This is a genomic window from Rhodococcus sp. AZ1, assembly GCF_054979605.1.
The window spans coordinates 223,294-241,037 of sequence record NZ_JBUEQF010000006.1; the positions used below are offsets into that span (position 1 = coordinate 223,294).

Consider the following 17,744-nt stretch of genomic DNA (forward strand, 5'->3'; position numbering starts at 1 on the left):
CGTGACCTTCGTCGACGATGTGATCGCGCACATCCCCCGCCGCTTTCGCGATCTCGCGCGTCGACACCACGAATTGGTCAAGTTCGCCATCGTGGGTGGCACGACCATGGTGTTCGACCTGGTGATCTTCTACGCACTGTCCTTGACCGTGCTCGAGCCCAAGCCCGTGATCGCCAAGGTGATCTCCGGCGTCGCGGCGACCATTCTGAGCTACTACCTCAACCGCGAATGGTCGTTCAAGCACCGCGGTGGCCGCGAGCGCCACCACGAAGCCCTGCTCTTCTTCTCCATCAGCGGCATCGGTGTGCTGATTGCTGCGGCACCGCTGTGGATCGCCAACAACATCCTCGACATCCGCGAGACCGGCGACGGCGTCGGCATGCGCGTGGTCATCGACTTCGTGCTGAACTACATCATCGGCAACATCTTGCAGATGGCCTTCCGATTCTGGGCCCTGCGCCGGTTCGCCTTCCCGCACGAGACTCCCCGCGAAGCCGCGCCCACCGCCGCCGACGACATCTGATCGAGCCTGCCTGATCCAGCCGGGCCTGCGTCAGCGCGGCTCCGCCGCACTCCCCACCGGGACCGGAGCGGCGACCGCGGGCAGGAACACCGCGAACAGAGCCGGGGTTCGACGCTGCAGTTCCAGGCGCCCCCCGTCGGCCTCGACCAATGCTCGCGCGAGCGCCAGACCCACGCCCGACGACCCGCGCCCGGAGAACCCCCGGGTGAAGATGTGCGGGGCCAGATCTGCGCTGACGCCCGCACCCTCGTCGGAGACCTCCACGCACACGGTGGCGTCGCCGCGTGTGGACGGCACCGAACGCACCGCCACCGTGGTGGTGCCGGCACCGTGCTCGAGGGCGTTCTGGATCAGAACCGACATCGCCTCGCGCAGCCGCGAACCCGTCACCGCAGCCGATATGGAGCGGTCACCGCGCACCTCGAGCGTGCGACCGGCATCGGCATAGGTGGGCTTCCACTCCTGCACGATCCCGTCCAGCTCGTCCATCACCGACAACGCTCTCGCCCGCGCGGCGCCGTCGATGCGCGACGATCTGACCAGCTCGTCGATGGCCACCGTGAGTCGATCCACCTGCGCCATGGCCTGATCGGCCTCCTCGACCACGTCCGGATCGGGGTGCGCGGACAACTCGTCCAGGCGGAGGCGAACAGCGGTGAGCCGACTGCGCAGCTGATGGCTGACATCGGCCACCAACGCCCGCTCGCGTTGGAGGCGATCGACCACCTCGAGGGCAGCCGAGTCCAGCACGTCCGAGACGCGATCGAGTTCGGCGATCTCGTGCCGCACCGGATCGGTGCGGAAGTCACCCTTGGCCAACCGCGCAGCTCGCTCGGCCACGTACTCGAGTGGATCCGACAGCCGGCGCGCCGTCCCCACCGCCACCACCGTTCCCGCCGCGATGGACGCCGCGACCACCAGGATCACCGCCCCGAGGGCCTGGAACTGCAGGGTGCGCATCCGATGGGAGGGAACCTCGAGACGCAACGATCCCGACGTGCCCATCGCGTAGGACTCCACCAGGGGTGCGTCGACCTCTCCGGGCCCGATGTCCACGCGCGAGGCGGCGTCGGTGGGCGTCGGGTAAATGACCGTGAGGCGGCCACCGTCGGGAATGAGCACTCGCAGTGAACTCGTGTCGAGAACGCCCACCACTTGGCCGTCGCTGCCCTCCTGCTCGACGATCTCCGCTGCCATCCGACCGAGCCGGTTCTGCAGATCGGTGCGGGTGATGTCCTCCACCCACAACCACGCCGTGTAGGTCAGCGGCACCCCGAGCACCAGTCCCGAGAGCACCACCACCGCGAGGATGGAGAGCAGGATTCGCCGCCGCACCGCGCCGACCTAGTCGGCGTCGATGCGAAAGCCCACGCCGCGGACCGTGGCGATGCGGCGCTCGGCGACCGGGCCCTCGTCGCCGATCTTGCGGCGCAACCACGACATGTGCATGTCGAGGGTCTTCGATCCTCGCAGCTCCACGTCACCCCAGACGTCCTCGAGGATCGCCTCCCGCGAGACCACCTGGCCGGCGTTCTCGAGCAGGATGCGCAGCAGCTCGTACTCCTTGTTCGCCAGCACCACGTCCGCGCCGTCGACCTGCACCCGTCGCGCAGCCGGATCGAGCCTGATGCCGTGGGCCTCGATGACACCGTCCTCCGCCACCGACGAACGACGACGCAGCAGGGCCCGCACGCGCGCCATCAACTCGGCCAGACGGAACGGCTTACCCACGTAGTCGTCCGCACCGGCATCGAGACCCACCACGAAGTCCACCTCGTCGGTGCGTGCGGTGAGCATGAGAACCGGTACGTCCGAGCCGTGCGCGCGGACCTGGCGGCACACCTCGAGCCCGTCCATTCCCGGCAGGCCCAGATCGAGGATGAGCAACTCGAACTGACCCGCCAGGGCGCTGGCCAGCGCATCCGGGCCGGTCGATTCCACGGTCACGCTGTAGCCCTCACGGCCGAGCGCACGTGAGAGCGGTGAGGCGATGGCCTCGTCGTCCTCGGCCAGGAGAACCTCGATCACGGCCACCACCTCCGGGCCCTCACGATCGCCTCCTCATGAGTGGGGCCGCTCGTCACGGTCGCGAGAGAGGTCCATCGCGTCGAACACCTGGTGGTAGAGCAGCGAGTGCACTCGCTCGACCTGCGGGACGTCGTCGAACTCGAGGGGATCGTCGGACGATGCCACGATGATCAGCGTGCCGGTTCGCAGGATTCGGTCGATCGGCCCGTGCCGGAACTGGACGTTGCTGATCCGACCCATCGGGATGTCGATGCCCGACTGTGTGAGGATGCCCTGCCGGATCAGCACCCGCCGGTCGGTGACGAGGAAATGCGTGGTCTTCCAGCGGAGGAAGGGGATCAGCGACTGCCAGATCACCAGAGCCGCCCACAGCACACCGATCACCACCAGAAGGACGGTCTGCGTGGTGGAGTCGGTGTGTCGAACCACCAGGCCGAGCAGGAACCCGGCCACCGCCGTCGCCGCGACGAACACGATGGCAGGGACGACCAGCATCTTCCAGTGCGGATGCCGATGGAGCAGCAGTTCCTCGTCGGCAGCGAGCATGTCCCGGGGGTTGGCCATGCGGCGATCCTATTCGGCAACTCGTCGCAGGTGGGTGACATCGCCCGCCGACACAGCCTGCGAGTCCCCGCCGTCCGCCGGGGCCACCACCACGCGACCGTGCCGATCAATGTCCACCGCGGTGCCCACCAGATCGGCACGTCCGGCCATCTCGACCCTCACCTCGCGGCCGAGGGTGTCGCACCGGGCGCGGTAGAGCTGGAGAAGACCGTCGGTGGACCAGTCCTCGTCGCGCCAGGCGTCGACCGCCGATCCCAGCGCCCGCAGCAGAGCACGAGCCAAGGTGTCCCGATCGATGACACTCGCGCCGGCGAGGGCCAGCGAGGTCGCCGTGGGGACGGGTAGCTCGTCGGCGGTCATGCTCACGTTCAGCCCCACCCCGATCACCACGGACGGATCGCGGTGACCGTGGGCGACCTCGGACAGAATCCCGGCCACCTTGCGGCCGTCGACGAGGACATCGTTGGGCCACTTGAGGGTTGCGTCCACCTCGGCCACCCGACGCAGCACGTCCACCACCACCGTGCCCGTCAGCAGCGAACACCACCCGAGCAACGACGGGTCGATGCCGGGGAACCGGATCAGCGCCGACACGGCCAGCTGTGCGCCCGCCGGCGCGCTCCACGGCCGGTGGTGCCGACCTCGGGCACCGGACTGGAAGTCGGCGATCAACGCCGTGCGGTCGGGCATCGTGGCCGCGGCGTCGAGCAGATCGGCGTTGGTGGAACCGGTCTCGGACACCACGTCGACCCGGGCCCAGCTGCCGCGGGGGCCGTCGACCAGGGCCCTACTCAACGAGGAGGCCACCAGCGGAGGACGATCGAGGTTCTCCCACATCGGTCCGACAGTACCGTCGCCCGTGCCGGTGATCGCGACCTCGGTATGTGTGATCGGACGTCCAACCATTAGGGTCGTCGCCATGACGAGTGTTCAGGATCCCGCCGCACGGGCCGGTGCCCCCGACATCCACACCACCGCAGGCAAGCTGGCCGAGCTGGCCGCCCGCCGCGCAGCCTCCGAGGCGCCTTCCGGAGAGGAGGCGATCGACCGGGTGCATGCCAGGGGCAAGCTCACTGCCCGCGAGCGCATCACCGCACTGCTCGACGAGGGCTCGTTCGTCGAGATGGACGCGCTGGCGCGGCACCGATCGGTGAACTTCGGTCTGGCCGAGAACCGCCCCTACGGCGACGGCGTGGTGACCGGCTACGGCACCATCGACGGCCGCGACGTGTGCGTGTTCTCCCAGGACGCCACCGTGTTCGGCGGCTCGCTCGGCGAGATCTACGGCGAGAAGATCGTCAAGGTCATGGACCTCGCCCTCAAGAGCGGCCGGCCGCTGATCGGGATCAACGAGGGCGCCGGCGCCCGCATTCAGGAGGGCGTGGTCTCCCTCGGCCTCTACGGCGAGATCTTCCACCGCAACGTCCGGATGTCCGGCGTGGTACCGCAGATCTCCCTGGTCATGGGCCCCGCCGCCGGTGGGCACGTGTACTCCCCCGCGCTCACCGACTTCGTGGTGATGGTGGACAAGACCTCCCAGATGTTCGTCACCGGTCCCGACGTGATCAAGACCGTCACCGGTGAGGAGGTCAGCATGGAGGAACTCGGCGGCGCCACCACCCACATGGAGAAGTCCGGTGTCGCGCACTACGTGGCCTCCGGTGAGCAGGATGCCCTCGACTACGTGCGCGAGCTGCTGTCCTACCTGCCCTCGAACAACCAGTCGGCAGCCCCGCGCCTGGCACCCACGGCGAGCGCGGGCGGGTCCATCGAGGACAACCTCACCGAGGAGGACCTCGAACTCGACACCCTCATCCCGGACTCCCCGAACACCCCGTACGACATGCACGAGGTGATCACCCGCATCGTCGACGACGGGGAGTTCCTCGAGGTTCAGGCGGCCCGCGCGCGCAACATCATCGTCGGCTTCGCCCACATCGACGGGCGCAGCGTGGGCATCGTGGCCAACCAGCCGATGGCCTTCGCCGGCACGCTCGACATCGACGCCAGCGAGAAGGCGGCGCGCTTCGTACGCACCTGCGACTGCTTCAACATCCCCGTCATCACGCTCGTCGACGTTCCGGGCTTCCTGCCGGGTACCGGGCAGGAGTTCAACGGCATCATTCGTCGCGGCGCGAAGCTGCTGTACGCGTACGGCGAGGCCACGGTCGGCAAGATCACGGTGATCACCCGCAAGGCCTACGGCGGCGCGTACGACGTGATGGGCTCCAAGCACATGGGTGCCGACCTCAACCTCGCCTGGCCCACCGCGCAGATCGCGGTGATGGGTGCCTCCGGTGCCGTCGGGTTCGTCTACCGCAAGCGCCTCCTCGATGCCGAGGCGGCCGGCGAGAACGTCGAGGCCCTGCGCATCGAACTGCAGAACGAGTACGAGGACACCTTGGTGAACCCGTACGTCGCTGCCGAGCGCGGCTACGTCGACGCCGTCATCCCGCCCAGCCACACGCGCGGCCAGATCGTCGCGGCGCTGCGTCTGCTCGAGCGCAAGATGGTCACCCTGCCGCCGAAGAAGCACGGCAACATTCCGCTCTGACGCGCAGTCACCACCCGCCGGGCCGGCGCAGTCACCACCCGCCGGGCCGGCGCAGTCACCACCGCCGGTACGGCAGGTTCCAGCGGGAGAACTCGGCGTCGATGTGCGCGCGCAGTTCGTCGATGTCGCCGAACCGGTCGGGGTGCATGCCGAAGAACGAGACGGTGATCTTGTCGTCGTACTCGGTGGTCCAGGCCGCGAGGCCGGGGCCCTGCTTGGCGCGGGACTCGGCGGGCCGTCCGATGGTGACGGCACGGATGGTCACCGCGCTCGCCCGGATCCCGTCGATCACCATGATGTCCTCCGGGACCAGGCCGAGGTTCGACGCGGTGAGGTCGGGCCCCGGGATCGAGCGCATCATCTTCGCCAGCACCGGTCGCGGCAGCAGCCGGGCGATGGGCTGAATGCTGTCGGTCAGGGTCGTGTCGGCCTGTGCGTAGTCCACCAGCGCCTTCTTGCTGAGGGCGCGGATCTCGGCGAGCCCGGTGGCGGGCCCGACGTCGCCGCGCAACCGGATCCACACCCCGCCGGAGGCGTTGGCCCGATCGTCGTTCTCCCCGCGGCGACTGACTGCCATACACACCCGCATGCCGTCGTGGTGGGCCGGAATTCCGGCACGTCGACCTATGCCGGCGAGAAGCGCCGCGAACAGGGAGTTGACGGTTCCCCCGTGCTGTGCCGCCACGTCGCGCCATGTGGCGCGGTCGACGTCGATGATGTCGAAGATCTGCTCCCGGTCGGACCGGGCGATCAGTTCGGCCTTCTCCTCCTCCGTCATCGCGGGTGCGTCGCCGGCGGAGTCCCTGTTGCCGCGCCACTGCGTCCACAGCGCGGGGACCACGACTGCGAGCGAGCGTCCCGCGGCGCCGAGTTGTCCGACCGCGTCCCATGCGTCCTCGATCAGACGACGGGGGCCGCTCACGGCGTCGCCGGGCGGCAGGGCCGACCCGGTTTCACCGGCGATGGCAGCGGCGAGGGCGCGGAAGGTGGTCGACCCGTCGGCCACCATGTGCGAGACGTGCAGAGTGAGGACGAACCGACCGGATGCGGTGTGCGCACCGGCGAGCGACCATGCCCGACCGGTCACCGGGGACAGATGCGCCGCGCGCAGGCGGGCCTCCGTCCAGGCCTGGACGTCGGCATCGGCGATCGGGTCGGGTTCGATGTCGAGCACCGGGGGCTGCTGGGCCCGCACCCACCGGTCCCTGGCGAAGGGTACGGCGGCGGGCACCACCCGGCGGTCGAACGCGCCGGTGGACAGAGCCTCGGCTATGCCCTTCAGCGCGGTCTCGGCCGGCGCACGGTCGAACACGAGGATGAGTTGGATGGGCGCGACCACACCGAGGACCTGCTCGGCGAGACCGTAAGCCTCGTCCGCGTCGGACATTCGAGTATCGGCGACGGTGCCGGCCATGGGTTCCCCTTCCGGAGGACGATCAGGTGACGGTGTGCGGAACTGCCCATCCGTGCAGTTCCTCGGACAGCAGCTCACGCAGGTGAGCACTGCTGCGGATGTGGGTCTCGTCGAAGGCCAGCACGCAGAACGTGGCCGAGGTGCCGGTGGTGAGCAACCACGACTGCAGGCCGTCGCCGAAGCGGTGCGGAGCGGACGGATCGACACCCTGCGCATTGCCACGGAACGCCACCGAGGTGGCCCGCCGGCCGTCGAGTACGGCGAGGTCGGCCTCGAAGTCGCCGAGGTTGGAGACCATCGCGTCGGGCATCCCCGATCCCGTCGACGAGACGAGCGTGATGACGAGCGAGATAGGCATCAACTGCAGGAGCGGTTGGAGGTGGATCATCGCGGGGCGGTGACCGCTCGAGATGGCGGTGAACGCGGCCTTGCACTGGGCGCGAATGCCGGCGAGGTCTCCGCCGGCGACCGGGCGCTCGGTCAGCATCACCGACACACCGGCGGTGGCGTTGCCGCGGTCGTCGCCCTCGGTGCGCAGGCTCACCGGGATCCCCACCTTGACCACGTCGAGCCCCTCGGCATACCCGGAGGCGAAGAGCGCACCGGCGATGACGGCCACGAACAGCGAGTTCGCCGTGCCGCCGTGTCGGCCGGCCGCGCGGATCCAGTCGTCGACGTCGACGGTGACGGTGGCCCGCGCCGGCGCTGCCTTCGGGGATCGGTCCGCGGTAGGGGTACGGGCAGCGGACACCTTGGGTGCGGGGGCGGTGTCGGCGCCGATACCGCGCACGCTGGTCGACACCGCGGTCAGCACGCCGGACGCAGCGGACCCGACCCGCGCCGCGGTGTCGAGGAGGTCTGCCAGCACCGTCGACCGCCCACGGCCGAGAGGATCGACCACTCCACCGGCCAGCGCATTCAGCGCCGCGGTGGTCATGGCCTTGCCGTCGGCAACCAGGTGCAGGGCGGTGAGCGAGATCAGGGTCGACCCGTCGTGAACGCGGGCGGCGCGAAGACGCCAGGACCGTCCCGCCCGCGCGTCGAGATCGACGGTGTCGAGATCGTCGTCGGCCCAGCGCGCCGCGGCGTCCGGCGCCAGCGGCTCCGGGTCGATCACCGCCCGCGGACGCAGCGGTGAGTGCACCCAGTACGGACGGGCGGTGGGCAGCGTGGGCGGGATCAGCATGCGGTGCAACGGCCCATCGACGAGGGCGTCGTTCATGGCCTCGATGGCGTCGTCGGACGGCGACTGCGACGGCGGGAAGGTCCACACCAACTGAAGCACCACCGACCACCCGAACGCCCGATCGAGGAACAGGTACGTGAAGTCCTGGTCCTGCACCCGCACCGGGCTGCTCACGTGAGCACCCGGGCTGCCTCGACGGCGTCGGCTGCGAGGGACACCGCCTTCGCCGGCTCGATCAACGACGCCGCCACGCGCCCCACGGCGTCGGCTGCGTCGGCGGTCAGGGCGACGGTCAGCGCGTCGGTGAGGTTCTCGGCGGTCAGGGTGGACAGCCGCAGGCTCGCGCCCGCTCCTGCCGCCGCGACGCGGGCGCCCCAGAACGGCTGATCGGAGCTCAGCCAGCACACCACGGTGGGCCGCGACGCGCGCAGACCGGCGACGGTGGACCCGGCGCCACCGTGATGAACCACGGCGCGGCACAGCGGGAACACCGCCTCGTGATCGACGGCGCCCACCACGCGCACCTCCGGGTCGGACTCCGCGTTCTCCGCAGCCGGATCGACACCGCTCCAGCCGACACTGATCAGTGCCCGCAGACCCAGGGCGGCGCACGCCCGGCGTATCGAGTCCAGAACCGCGCCGGGGTTGTCCACGGGCATCGACCCGAAGCCGAAGTACACCGGTGGATCCCCGGCACCGATCCACCGCTGCAGGTCGGCGTCGATCCCCTGGTCGAGTCCGATCCGAGCGCGCAGGTCCGAGTCCAACTCGAGGAATCCCGAGAACGGCCGGGCGCCGTTCCATTCCGCGACGATCTCGGGCACCAGCGCCGGGTCGTAGGCCTGCAGCTCGACGGCGTCGGACCCCGCGGTCCGCCGTGGCAGCGCAGTCCACGTGCGCGCCAGGCCGAGGCGGCGACGCAGGGCGTTCTCCCGACCGGCGGTCGCGGCGAACAGCACCGACTCCGCCACGGTCCAACTCGCGCGCACGGACGCCGAGGGCTCCTGCCCACCACCGGGATCGGCTGCGGGCACCGGCCCGACGTAGGAGTTACGCCGCACCGGCGCGTGCTGGAGGGCGACGTAGCGCAGCCCGCGTGCCGCCGCGAAGCTGTACGCCGCCTGCTCGGTGGTGATCCCGGTGACGATCGCGTCCGCTCCGGTGGTGGCGGCGTCGAGTTCGGCCACCATCTGGTCCCATCCGAAGTTCCAGAGTGTGGCGGCGGCCGAGATGCGCTGGCGCAGCGAGCCGCTGCGCACCTGCACCCGCACCAGGTCCGAGTTCATGTGCTCGCGGGTGTCGTAGCCGAACGGCACCGTCTCGAGGCCGGCCGCCGTCGAGAACGCCGTGACGTTGGGGGGCACGGCCATCAGGACGTCGTGGCCTCGGCGGGTGAGCTCCGCGCCGAGAACCACGCCGGGTTGCACGTCGCCGCGGGTACCGCTGATGGCGAAGACGATCCGCACTTGCTCTGTACTCCTTCGCCGTGAACAGGACGAAGTCGAGTATCGGCGACCCGCGCCCGGTCCGCACGGCGCACAGTATGGGCTTGCTCACTGATCGATAGCCTCGGTCAGCACACCGGGGTCACATCTGTCAGTGTTCGGGCCGTGAAAGTGGTTCTGTCGTTCAACGGCAGCCGTGGCGATGTGCAGCCGGGTGTCGCCCTGGCGCTGGAGCTGGGTCTGCGCGGACACCACGTGACGATGGGCGTTCCGCCCAACCTCGTCGACTTCGCACGGCGCGCGGGAGCGGACGCCCACCCGGTCGGCGCCGACACCCGGCAGGTCCTGGACTCGGACCTGGTGACCCGCGAGTTGAAGTCCGCGAATCCGCGGAGGCGGCTGCGCGCGATCTCGGCCCTGACCCTGCGCGATGGCGCTGCGGCGCAGCGAGAACTTCTCGACCTCGCCACCGACGCCGACGCCATCGTGGGGTCGAGTGTGGGTCAGGAGCGCTCGCTCAACGTCGCCGAGGCTCTGACAATTCCGTACATTCCGGTTCACATGTGCCCGATCCGCGCCAATCGCGCCGTCTCCCTGATCGGCTCGTCCCGCTCGGAGCTGCCCGCACTGCTCGTCCCGCTCTCGTGGGCGGTGATCGATCGGGTGCTGTGGTGGGGGACGCGGCGCACCGAGAACAGCCTGCGCGCCGAGGTGGGCCTGCCCCCCGCGCGCGGAAGCACCGCGGCACGTCTGCGCCGCCGCGCGGTTCCCGAGATCCAGGTCTACGACCCGGCCATCTTCGGCGAACTCGCCGCGGAATGGGGACCATCACGGCCGCTGGTGGGGTTCCTCGATCTTTCTGCGGACACGCGGGATCGGCTGGCCGAATCCGGTGTCGACAGCGATCTCGAGAGCTGGCTCGGTGCCGGTGACCCCCCGCTCTACGTGGGTTTCGGCAGCATGGCCCTCACCGACCCGCAGGCGGTGACCTCCGCCGTGGTGGGCGCCGCCGCGGCCGTCGGGCGGCGGGTGCTGCTGGTGGGCGCTGCTGTCGGCAACGTCGCCGTGCGCGACGCGGACGACTCGGTGTACGTGGTGGCCTCGGTGGACCATTCCGGCGTGCTGCCTCGCTGCGCGGCGGCGGTGCATCACGGCGGAGCGGGCACCACCGCGGCAGTGATGCGGGCCGGGATCGCGTCGGTGGTGTGCACGTTCGGGGCCGATCAACCCCTGTGGGGACGTCGGATCGCGGCTCTGGGAGTAGGTTCGGCACTGCCCATGGCCCGGCTGACCGAGGCCGCTCTCACCGACGCCCTGCGCTCGGCTCTCGACGTTCGTACCGCCCGCGCAGCGCACGCTCTGCGGGACAAGCTGGTCTCGGCCGACGACGCTGTCGCGGCCACCGCCTCGCTCGTCGAGCGTGTTGTGGAGTCGTCGCCGAGCAGAACGAACCGACAGTGACGGCCACGAGAGCGCGAGGACGAGACGATGACACCCCCTGATTCCCCGGTCGAGACCACGAAGATCCTGTCCGTTGTGGTGCCCGCGTACAACGAACAGGACAGCCTGGCCGAATGCCTGGATCGGCTGACCGGCCAACTCCGCTTCATCCGCGACATCGTGGTGGTGGACAACAACTCCACCGACGGCACGGCTGCTCTGATCGCCGACTACGCCGCACGGTTCCCCGAGATCGTGCCCATCACCGAGGTTCGTCAGGGCCTGGTGTTCGCCCGCAACACCGGGCTCGACACCGCGACAGGGGAGCTGATTGCTCGAATCGACTCCGACACGCGGGTCCCCGAGCACTGGGCAGAGTCGATCGTCGAGTTCTTCGCCGCCGATCCCGAGCATCGGTGGGCCGCGCTGTGTGGACGCGGTGAGGCCTACGATCTGCCCTACGGCGACGCCGTGGAGCGACTGAAGAACAGGTACTCGCCGTTCGGTGACCGCTCCCGCGCCACCGCCGACGCGTCGGCCGCGATCGCTCCCCCGCGCGACGTCCCGGTCCTGTACGGCTCCAACATGATCCTGCGGCGACAGACATGGGCCCTGGTGCGCGAGCGCGTGAGCATGCGGCGCAATGTGTTCGAGGACGTCGATACCGGTCTGTGCGTCCAGGAGGTCGGCGGTCGCAACGCGTTCCTCGCCTCCATCACCGTCGGGGTGTCGGCACGGCGTATGGAGTCGTCCCTGCCGTCGTTCGTGTCGTACATGATCTGTCTGCCACGCACGCTGATCCTGCATCGACGCTGGCTTCTCGCCGCGGGCGCTGCGCTGCTCTACGTGCCGGGAGTGACCGTGCTGCACGCCGCCCGGCTCGTGGTGATCCGCGCCTACGACCGCGACAGCGGGTCGTTCAGCCTGCGGGCACTGGCGCGTCCACGCCAGGAAGCCGATCGCGTTCTTCCCTGACCTCCCGAATCCAGTTCGAAACGAACGGTCCCTAATTATCGAGTGACCGTCGTCTCTGCGCGCCAATTTCCCGTTCGAACGGTGCAATTACGACGGTTCCCCTCGTTGCGACGCGTGACCTCGGTCGTGAACCCCGGGCACCTGCCGCTGGTCCCGAATGACGTTGTGCCGAAACAGAAGCCTGCGTGGATGGTGTGATCCGCGTTGCATTTTCGATTCAACTAATTGCCGTCAGAAACCTCCGTGAAACATTCGAGATTCATTCACGAAACTCGAGAACAGAAGTTGAGAATTAGTGATCGACAACACGCTCTCCAGTTGTTTCACGCAGTAATTCTCGACTTATTGTTTGGCCCAGCAACTTCTTCTCCGGGTGCCAACGGTGACGCCCGCCCCGTCGACACAGCATCCGTAGTCGCCCGCGCGTCGGGCCCGCCACACCACCTGAAACGGACATCCGAATGGACTGCACAGAACTCGCCGACTACCCGCTGCCCGCCGGCATCGTCACCCAGTGGACGCCCGTCGCGGATCGCGAGAAGTTCCGAATCGACGAGCGGCCCCTCGCCTTCACCCACGAGGCCCACCTGCGCCACAGCCTCGAGGCACCGGTTGCGAGCAACGGAGCCTCCTGGCTGGGCGCGGCAATTCGGATCGAGGGCCTGTTCGACGCCGACGCCGCAGCCCGCGCGATGACCGCCTGGACCGCCCGTCACGAGAGTCTGCGCACCACCGTCACCGTGGCCGAGGACGGCAGCGGTGACCTGATCCGACGCACCGTCGCGCCGGAGCATGTGGGCATCGCGATGAGCACCAACTGGGTCCCCCTGCAGTCCGGGGCCGTGCACGATCGCATCACGCGAATCTTCGGCGACCAGCTGTCCCCGTTCGTGTGGCCCCACCTGCTCCTGGTGACGGTGCACGATCCCGAGCGCGATGGCTTCCTGCTCGTCTTCGGTGGCGACCACGCCGTGATGGACGGCTACTCGATGCTCCTGTCGATCAACGAATTGCACATGCTCTACCTGAGCGAACGCGACGGTGTGGCCGCAGACCTGCCCGACGTCGGCTCACACCTGGACTACTCGGAGATCGACCGCCGCTCCGGTGAGGCGATCACCCCCGACCACCCGGGCGTGGCCGCATGGGATCGGTTCCTCCGCGACGGCGCCTTCCCGCGTTTCCCCCTGCCCACCCAGCAGATCGGGGCGGCGCATCCGCGTCAGAGCAGCCTGACCTTCCCGATCCTGACGCCCGCGGAGTCCATCGCCGTCGCGGCCGCCTGCAAAGCGGAGGGGCACAGCATGCAGAGCGCCGTGATGGCCGCGTTGGCGATCGCCACCGATCGCGTGACGTCCTCATCCGGCAAGCCCTGCAGCACACTCGATGTCGTCATGCCGATGCACACTCGCACCGAAGCCCGCTTCGTGCACTCGGTGGGCTGGTACGTCGGCGTGGTGCCGGTGAGCATCGACCTCTCGCGCGTGGGCACCTTCACCGAGGCGCTGGACACCGCCAAGGAGTCGATCCGTGTCAACAGATCCGTCGCCCAACTGCCGTTCTCCCGCGTCGCCGATCACCTCCAGATCGCCGACAGTCCTACCTTCGTGGTGTCCTTCCTCGACCTGCGGCACGTCCCGGGAGCCGAGAACTGGGATCGATGGGCAGCACGAACCCTGCGCAGCACCACCGACTCCATCGACGAGGTGTACTTCTGGATCACCTATACCCGCGCGGGCTTGAGCGTGAGCACCCGCTTCCCGAGCACCGAGGCCGCCACGGTGAGCGTGCACCGTCTCCTGGGCACCCTGAAGTCCGTTCTCACCGAGCAGCTCGCCGATGCCCCCGCGGCAGACCGGACCGCGCTCGCCTACAGCACGGCCGGCCGGCCATGAGGATCACCAAGACCGCGCTGTGGAACATCGGTCCCGGTCACGTTCTTCGCGTGGTCCCCACCGAGCAGTGCCGCGCAGCAGCCGAGAGTGCGCCTGCCATTGCCACCACCTGTACGTTCCTGCAGGAGGACCACATTCGTGCCCAGCACCGACGGCGCGCGAGCGGTGCACCCAACACCGGGTACCTGTTGGCGGCCACCGAGTTCGACACTCCCCTCGACCGGGCGGCTCTGCTGGCCACGGTCGAGCAGTTCGTGGCGCGACACGAGTTGGTGCGCACTCGATTCGCCATCGCCGAGGACGGCCACATCGATCGACACGAGGTTCCCGCATCGGCGCTGTCGTTCGAGTTCACCGACGTGGGCGCGGCCGACGCCGCAGCTCCCGCCGACGGATCGGCGGTGTTCGCCGACGGGACGTCGGTGCGGGACTGGGCCAAACGGCTGATCGCCGACGAGGCCACCCCGTTCGAATGGCCGGGTTTCGTGATCGGGATCGTCGAGCGCCCGGGCAGCTTCTCGTTCTTCTACGGAGTCGATCACGCCTTCTCCGACGGATCGTCACAACCGCTGGCCGTGTCGGAGTTCGCCGACCTGTACTACGCCGCCGTCGAGGGTCGACCGCCCACCGACACCTCCGCACACAACACCGGCTTCTTCGAGTACGCGGCCGCCGAGCGGGCACTGGCGGCCTCCATGGACGCCACCACCCCCGCCGTGGCCGAGTGGACCCGGGTGTTCCTGGACAACGGGTCGACCATTCCGCGTAGTCCACTGGACCTGGGGCTGGTGCCGGGCGAAAGTGCCCCGCCCGCAGCCCTTCACGTGATCGACCTGCTGACCGCCGATCAGGCCGACGCCTTCGAGCAGGTGTGCATCGGCGCGGGAGGCAAGATCACCAGCGGGATCTTCGCCGCGATCGCCCTGGCCGAACACGAGATCACCGGGCAGGACCGGTACTACGGCGCCGCTGTACTCAGCACCCGCACGAGCGAGACACTGTTGTCGCAGGGGTGGTTCTGCAACTTCGCCCCGGTGGCGTTCGAGGTGGCCGGGGTGTCGTCGTTCACCGAACTTCTCCCCCGCGCCCGCGCCGCGTACCGCCGAACCCGCTCGATCGCCGAGGCACCCATCGAAGCGGTCATCACCTCGTGGCTCACCACCGGGTTGGCCGGACTCGATGTGGTGGCCAGCCCGAACCTGGTGTCCTACATCGACTTCCGCTGGTTCCCCGGAGCGGGCTCACCCACCGACCGCGCAGCGATCCAATCCCACGGTGAGGGGCCGACGTCGAACGCGTCGCTGTGGGTCAACCGCGACGCCGACAGTCTGTATGTGGGCGCCCAGAGCCCGGGCAACCCCACCGCCGCCGCAACGATGGACACGTTCTTCGAACGCCTTCGAACCATCCTCCGGACGGTCGCCGACCACGGCGAGTACCTACCGCGACAGAAAGTGCTGACCGGTGCAGGTCACAACGATCACTGAGTTCTCGCCGGCACCGGGATCCTTCGTGCAGTGGGCGGTGGACATCGGCCGATCGACACCACGCCGATCCTCGGCAGGGCCGTCACTGAACCAGATATTCCACATCCAGGGCGCCCCCGACGACGCGCCCACGGTGTGGCTCGCGGCATCCTTCGAGATCCGCGGCGAACTCGACACGGCGGCACTGACCGCCGCCTACCGGGATCTCATCGTTCGCCACGCGACGCTGTGCAGTGGTTTCGAGCGGGCGGACTCCGAGATCGTCCGATGGCTGCACGACCCGGAGAGCCTGGACGTACGAATGGGCGAGCCGATCCACACCACGGGGGTCGAGGACACCCGGCGCGTGGTTCGCGAGGCCCTCGATGCAACCTGTCGCCCGCTGCAGTTCCCGTCGTACCTGCTCGGGGCGATCGTGCGTCCGACATCGACGACGGTGATCGCCGGTTTCGACCACGCCCACGTCGACGCGTACTCGATGGCGGTGGTGGTCGACGATCTGCACGCGCTCTACCGCTTGCACTGTGGTGAGCCCGCCTCGGACCGTCTGCAGCACGTGCCGGGGAACTTCGTCGACTACTGCGCGCAGGAGGGCACCGAGGTGGCCGCGCACGACGAGTCGAAGCTCGAGCGATGGGTCGACTTCATGCGGGCACACGGAGACGGCCCACCGTCGTTCCCACTCGATCTCGGCGTACCCGAGGGGAGCACCGCCGACCAGGCCGTCGACATGCGAACGTTGTTCGACGAGCGGGAGACCGAGGACGCCGAGAGAATGTGTCGCAATGTCGGCGCGAGCCTGTTCGCGGGCGTCCTGGCTGCGATGGCAACGGCCGTGCGCACCCTCGGGGGCGGCCCGTCCACCGCGTTGGTGATTCCGATCCACACCCGCACGAGCCCCGAGTGGGTCACGTCGTTGGGCTGGCTGACCACCAACGTCCCCGTGACCGTGACGCCCGGTCGCGACCTCCTGTCCACCATCGCCGATACCGGGTGGACCGTGCGATCGGCCATCGGCATGGGCACGGTGCCGATCACGTGCGTGATCGATGCGCTCCCCGGTGGGATGGTTCGCCGCCGCGACGACATCTTCATGGTGTCGTACATCGACTACCGGGCGGTGGGGAACCACGAGACGCGCACCGAGCTCGACGCACACCACATCTCCAACGTCACCCGCGCCGACGACGCCCAGTTCTGGCTCTCGCGAACCGAGGCGGGCCTGGCCCTGCGCAGCAGGTTCCCCGCCACCGCCACCGCCCACGAGACGATCGACGCGGTGCTCGCCCTGACGCGTCGGATCGTCGTCGAGCACCTCGATCGCGACCCGGGCGCCCTCACGGGAGGCGGTGCACTAAGTTGTCCAGCATGAGCGAGACCGCGCAGCCCCTGATCAAGATCGTTGCCGGGCATCCCACGGACGAGGAGCTCGCGGCACTCACGGTGGTGCTCACCGCCGCGGCGTCGGCGGCCGATCCTGTCGGCGACAAGCCCGAACCCGAGAACTGGGGAGCACCGGTGACCATGCACCGCACCACCGCCCCGTTCTCCCCGTACGCCTTCTCCACGAGGTGACGCGTCTGGTCCTGGCCTCGCAATCGCCCGCTCGACTGGCGGTGCTGCGAGGGGCCGGGATCGAACCCGTCGTGCGTGTATCCGGAGTCGACGAGGACGCCATCACCGCACGTCTGGGTCCCGACGCTCCCCACGAGCAGGTGGTGACCACCCTCGCCGAGGCGAAGGCGCAGGCTGTGGCAGCGACCGGCGAACACTTCGGGCCGGACGTGGTGATCGTGGGGTGCGACTCCATGCTCTCGATCGGCGGCGAATTGGTGGGCAAGCCGGCCACCGTGGACATCGCGCGTCGACGCTGGATGGCCATGGCCGGAAAGTCGGGGACCCTGATTACCGGCCACGCAGTGCTGCGCGTGGTCGACGGGACGGTGATCGACCGGGCCGTGGACCGGTCGTCGACGGTGGTTCGGTTCGGGACGCCGTCACCGACCGACCTCGAGGCGTACCTGAGCTCGCGTGAGCCGCTGGCGGTGGCGGGTGCGTTCACCCTCGACGGGCTCGGCGGATGGTTCGTCGACGGGATCGACGGCGACCCGTCGAGTGTCATCGGCATCGGGCTGCCCCTGATGCGGGGCCTGCTCCGCGCGGTCGGGGTGAGCGTGGCCGAGCTCTGGGCCGCCGACCCGAGCGGGCCGGACACCCCGCCGGGCTAGGATCA

Annotated in this window: 16 protein-coding genes; 9 read left to right on the plus strand and 7 right to left on the minus strand. The window is 69.1% G+C overall.

What is annotated here, in order from left to right:
- Window position 1: 1 nt before the first annotated feature.
- Window positions 2-523, plus strand: a complete 522-nt coding sequence (locus ACY48E_RS10085) for a GtrA family protein (RefSeq protein WP_462872013.1) — start codon at window positions 2-4, stop codon at window positions 521-523.
- A gap of 30 nt (window positions 524-553) precedes the next feature.
- Here ACY48E_RS10085 and ACY48E_RS10090 read toward each other — a convergent pair whose 3' ends face one another.
- The 4 genes from ACY48E_RS10090 to ACY48E_RS10105 are packed head-to-tail and all read right to left on the minus strand — an operon-like array spanning window position 554 to window position 3,952.
- Window positions 554-1,858 carry a sensor histidine kinase gene (locus ACY48E_RS10090; RefSeq protein ID WP_462872014.1) on the minus strand — a complete coding sequence of 435 codons (1,305 nt, stop codon included), beginning with the start codon at window positions 1,856-1,858 and terminating at the stop codon, window positions 554-556.
- 9 nt (window positions 1,859-1,867) lie between these two features.
- The gene (locus tag ACY48E_RS10095; RefSeq protein ID WP_462872015.1) at window positions 1,868-2,551 is read right to left on the minus strand and encodes a response regulator transcription factor; all 684 of its coding nucleotides are present in this window, start codon (window positions 2,549-2,551) and stop codon (window positions 1,868-1,870) included.
- A gap of 33 nt (window positions 2,552-2,584) precedes the next feature.
- A complete protein-coding gene (locus ACY48E_RS10100) occupies window positions 2,585-3,115 on the minus strand; it encodes a PH domain-containing protein (RefSeq protein ID WP_462872016.1) in 531 nt (176 codons plus the stop codon).
- A gap of 9 nt (window positions 3,116-3,124) precedes the next feature.
- Window positions 3,125-3,952 (minus strand): biotin--[acetyl-CoA-carboxylase] ligase, encoded by an 828-nt coding sequence (locus ACY48E_RS10105; RefSeq protein WP_462872017.1) that lies wholly within the window; start codon window positions 3,950-3,952, stop codon window positions 3,125-3,127.
- An 82-nt stretch (window positions 3,953-4,034) separates the two neighbouring features.
- Between ACY48E_RS10105 and ACY48E_RS10110 the strand changes: the two genes are divergently transcribed.
- Window positions 4,035-5,669, plus strand: a complete 1,635-nt coding sequence (locus ACY48E_RS10110) for an acyl-CoA carboxylase subunit beta (protein ID WP_462872018.1) — start codon at window positions 4,035-4,037, stop codon at window positions 5,667-5,669.
- Between the two features lie 55 nt (window positions 5,670-5,724).
- Here the strand turns inward: ACY48E_RS10110 and ACY48E_RS10115 are convergent, their stop codons facing one another.
- Genes ACY48E_RS10115 through ACY48E_RS10125 form a run of 3 tightly spaced genes read right to left on the minus strand, consistent with a single transcriptional unit; the run spans window position 5,725 to window position 9,735 of the window.
- Window positions 5,725-7,083: a hypothetical protein gene (locus ACY48E_RS10115; RefSeq protein WP_462872019.1), complete on the minus strand. Its 1,359-nt coding sequence runs from the start codon at window positions 7,081-7,083 to the stop codon at window positions 5,725-5,727.
- A 22-nt stretch (window positions 7,084-7,105) separates the two neighbouring features.
- Window positions 7,106-8,443, minus strand: a complete 1,338-nt coding sequence (locus tag ACY48E_RS10120) for a hypothetical protein (RefSeq protein WP_462872020.1) — start codon at window positions 8,441-8,443, stop codon at window positions 7,106-7,108.
- Window positions 8,440-9,735 (minus strand): glycosyltransferase, encoded by a 1,296-nt coding sequence (locus ACY48E_RS10125; RefSeq protein WP_462872021.1) that lies wholly within the window; start codon window positions 9,733-9,735, stop codon window positions 8,440-8,442. Before ACY48E_RS10125 ends, ACY48E_RS10120 begins: the two co-directional genes overlap by 4 nt.
- A 144-nt stretch (window positions 9,736-9,879) precedes the next feature.
- Between ACY48E_RS10125 and ACY48E_RS10130 the strand changes: the two genes are divergently transcribed.
- The 7 genes from ACY48E_RS10130 to ACY48E_RS10160 all read left to right on the plus strand — a co-directional run bounded on the left by ACY48E_RS10130 (window position 9,880) and on the right by ACY48E_RS10160 (window position 17,739).
- On the plus strand, window positions 9,880-11,175 hold the full coding sequence (locus ACY48E_RS10130) for a glycosyltransferase (protein ID WP_462872022.1): 1,296 nt from the start codon (window positions 9,880-9,882) through the stop codon (window positions 11,173-11,175).
- 27 nt (window positions 11,176-11,202) lie between these two features.
- A complete protein-coding gene (locus ACY48E_RS10135) occupies window positions 11,203-12,129 on the plus strand; it encodes a glycosyltransferase family 2 protein (protein WP_462872023.1) in 927 nt (308 codons plus the stop codon).
- Window positions 12,130-12,590: 461 nt separating this feature from the next.
- The gene (locus tag ACY48E_RS10140; protein ID WP_462872024.1) at window positions 12,591-14,024 is read left to right on the plus strand and encodes a condensation domain-containing protein; all 1,434 of its coding nucleotides are present in this window, start codon (window positions 12,591-12,593) and stop codon (window positions 14,022-14,024) included.
- Window positions 14,021-15,511, plus strand: a complete 1,491-nt coding sequence (locus tag ACY48E_RS10145; RefSeq protein ID WP_462872025.1) for a condensation domain-containing protein — start codon at window positions 14,021-14,023, stop codon at window positions 15,509-15,511. Before ACY48E_RS10140 ends, ACY48E_RS10145 begins: the two co-directional genes overlap by 4 nt.
- On the plus strand, window positions 15,489-16,883 hold the full coding sequence (locus ACY48E_RS10150) for a condensation domain-containing protein (RefSeq protein WP_462872026.1): 1,395 nt from the start codon (window positions 15,489-15,491) through the stop codon (window positions 16,881-16,883). The genes ACY48E_RS10145 and ACY48E_RS10150 overlap by 23 nt, the downstream gene beginning before the upstream one ends.
- The gene (locus ACY48E_RS10155) at window positions 16,880-17,086 is read left to right on the plus strand and encodes an acyl-CoA carboxylase subunit epsilon (protein WP_462872027.1); all 207 of its coding nucleotides are present in this window, start codon (window positions 16,880-16,882) and stop codon (window positions 17,084-17,086) included. The genes ACY48E_RS10150 and ACY48E_RS10155 overlap by 4 nt, the downstream gene beginning before the upstream one ends.
- Window positions 17,083-17,739, plus strand: coding sequence for a Maf family protein (locus ACY48E_RS10160; RefSeq protein ID WP_462872028.1), 657 nt, complete (start codon window positions 17,083-17,085; stop codon window positions 17,737-17,739). Before ACY48E_RS10155 ends, ACY48E_RS10160 begins: the two co-directional genes overlap by 4 nt.
- Window positions 17,740-17,744: the final 5 nt, after the last annotated feature.

Bases quoted from the DNA above. Each gene is read 5' to 3' on its own strand.
- ACY48E_RS10115 (WP_462872019.1), bottom strand. From the start codon at position 7,083: ATGGCCGGCACCGTCGCCGATACTCGAATGTCCGACGCGGACGAGGCT.
- ACY48E_RS10105 (WP_462872017.1), bottom strand. From the start codon at position 3,952: ATGTGGGAGAACCTCGATCGTCCTCCGCTGGTGGCCTCCTCGTTGAGT.
- ACY48E_RS10155 (WP_462872027.1), top strand. From the start codon at position 16,880: ATGAGCGAGACCGCGCAGCCCCTGATCAAGATCGTTGCCGGGCATCCC.
- ACY48E_RS10145 (WP_462872025.1), top strand. From the start codon at position 14,021: ATGAGGATCACCAAGACCGCGCTGTGGAACATCGGTCCCGGTCACGTT.
- ACY48E_RS10140 (WP_462872024.1), top strand. From the start codon at position 12,591: ATGGACTGCACAGAACTCGCCGACTACCCGCTGCCCGCCGGCATCGTC.
- ACY48E_RS10135 (WP_462872023.1), top strand. From the start codon at position 11,203: ATGACACCCCCTGATTCCCCGGTCGAGACCACGAAGATCCTGTCCGTT.
- ACY48E_RS10110 (WP_462872018.1), top strand. From the start codon at position 4,035: ATGACGAGTGTTCAGGATCCCGCCGCACGGGCCGGTGCCCCCGACATC.
- ACY48E_RS10100 (WP_462872016.1), bottom strand. From the start codon at position 3,115: ATGGCCAACCCCCGGGACATGCTCGCTGCCGACGAGGAACTGCTGCTC.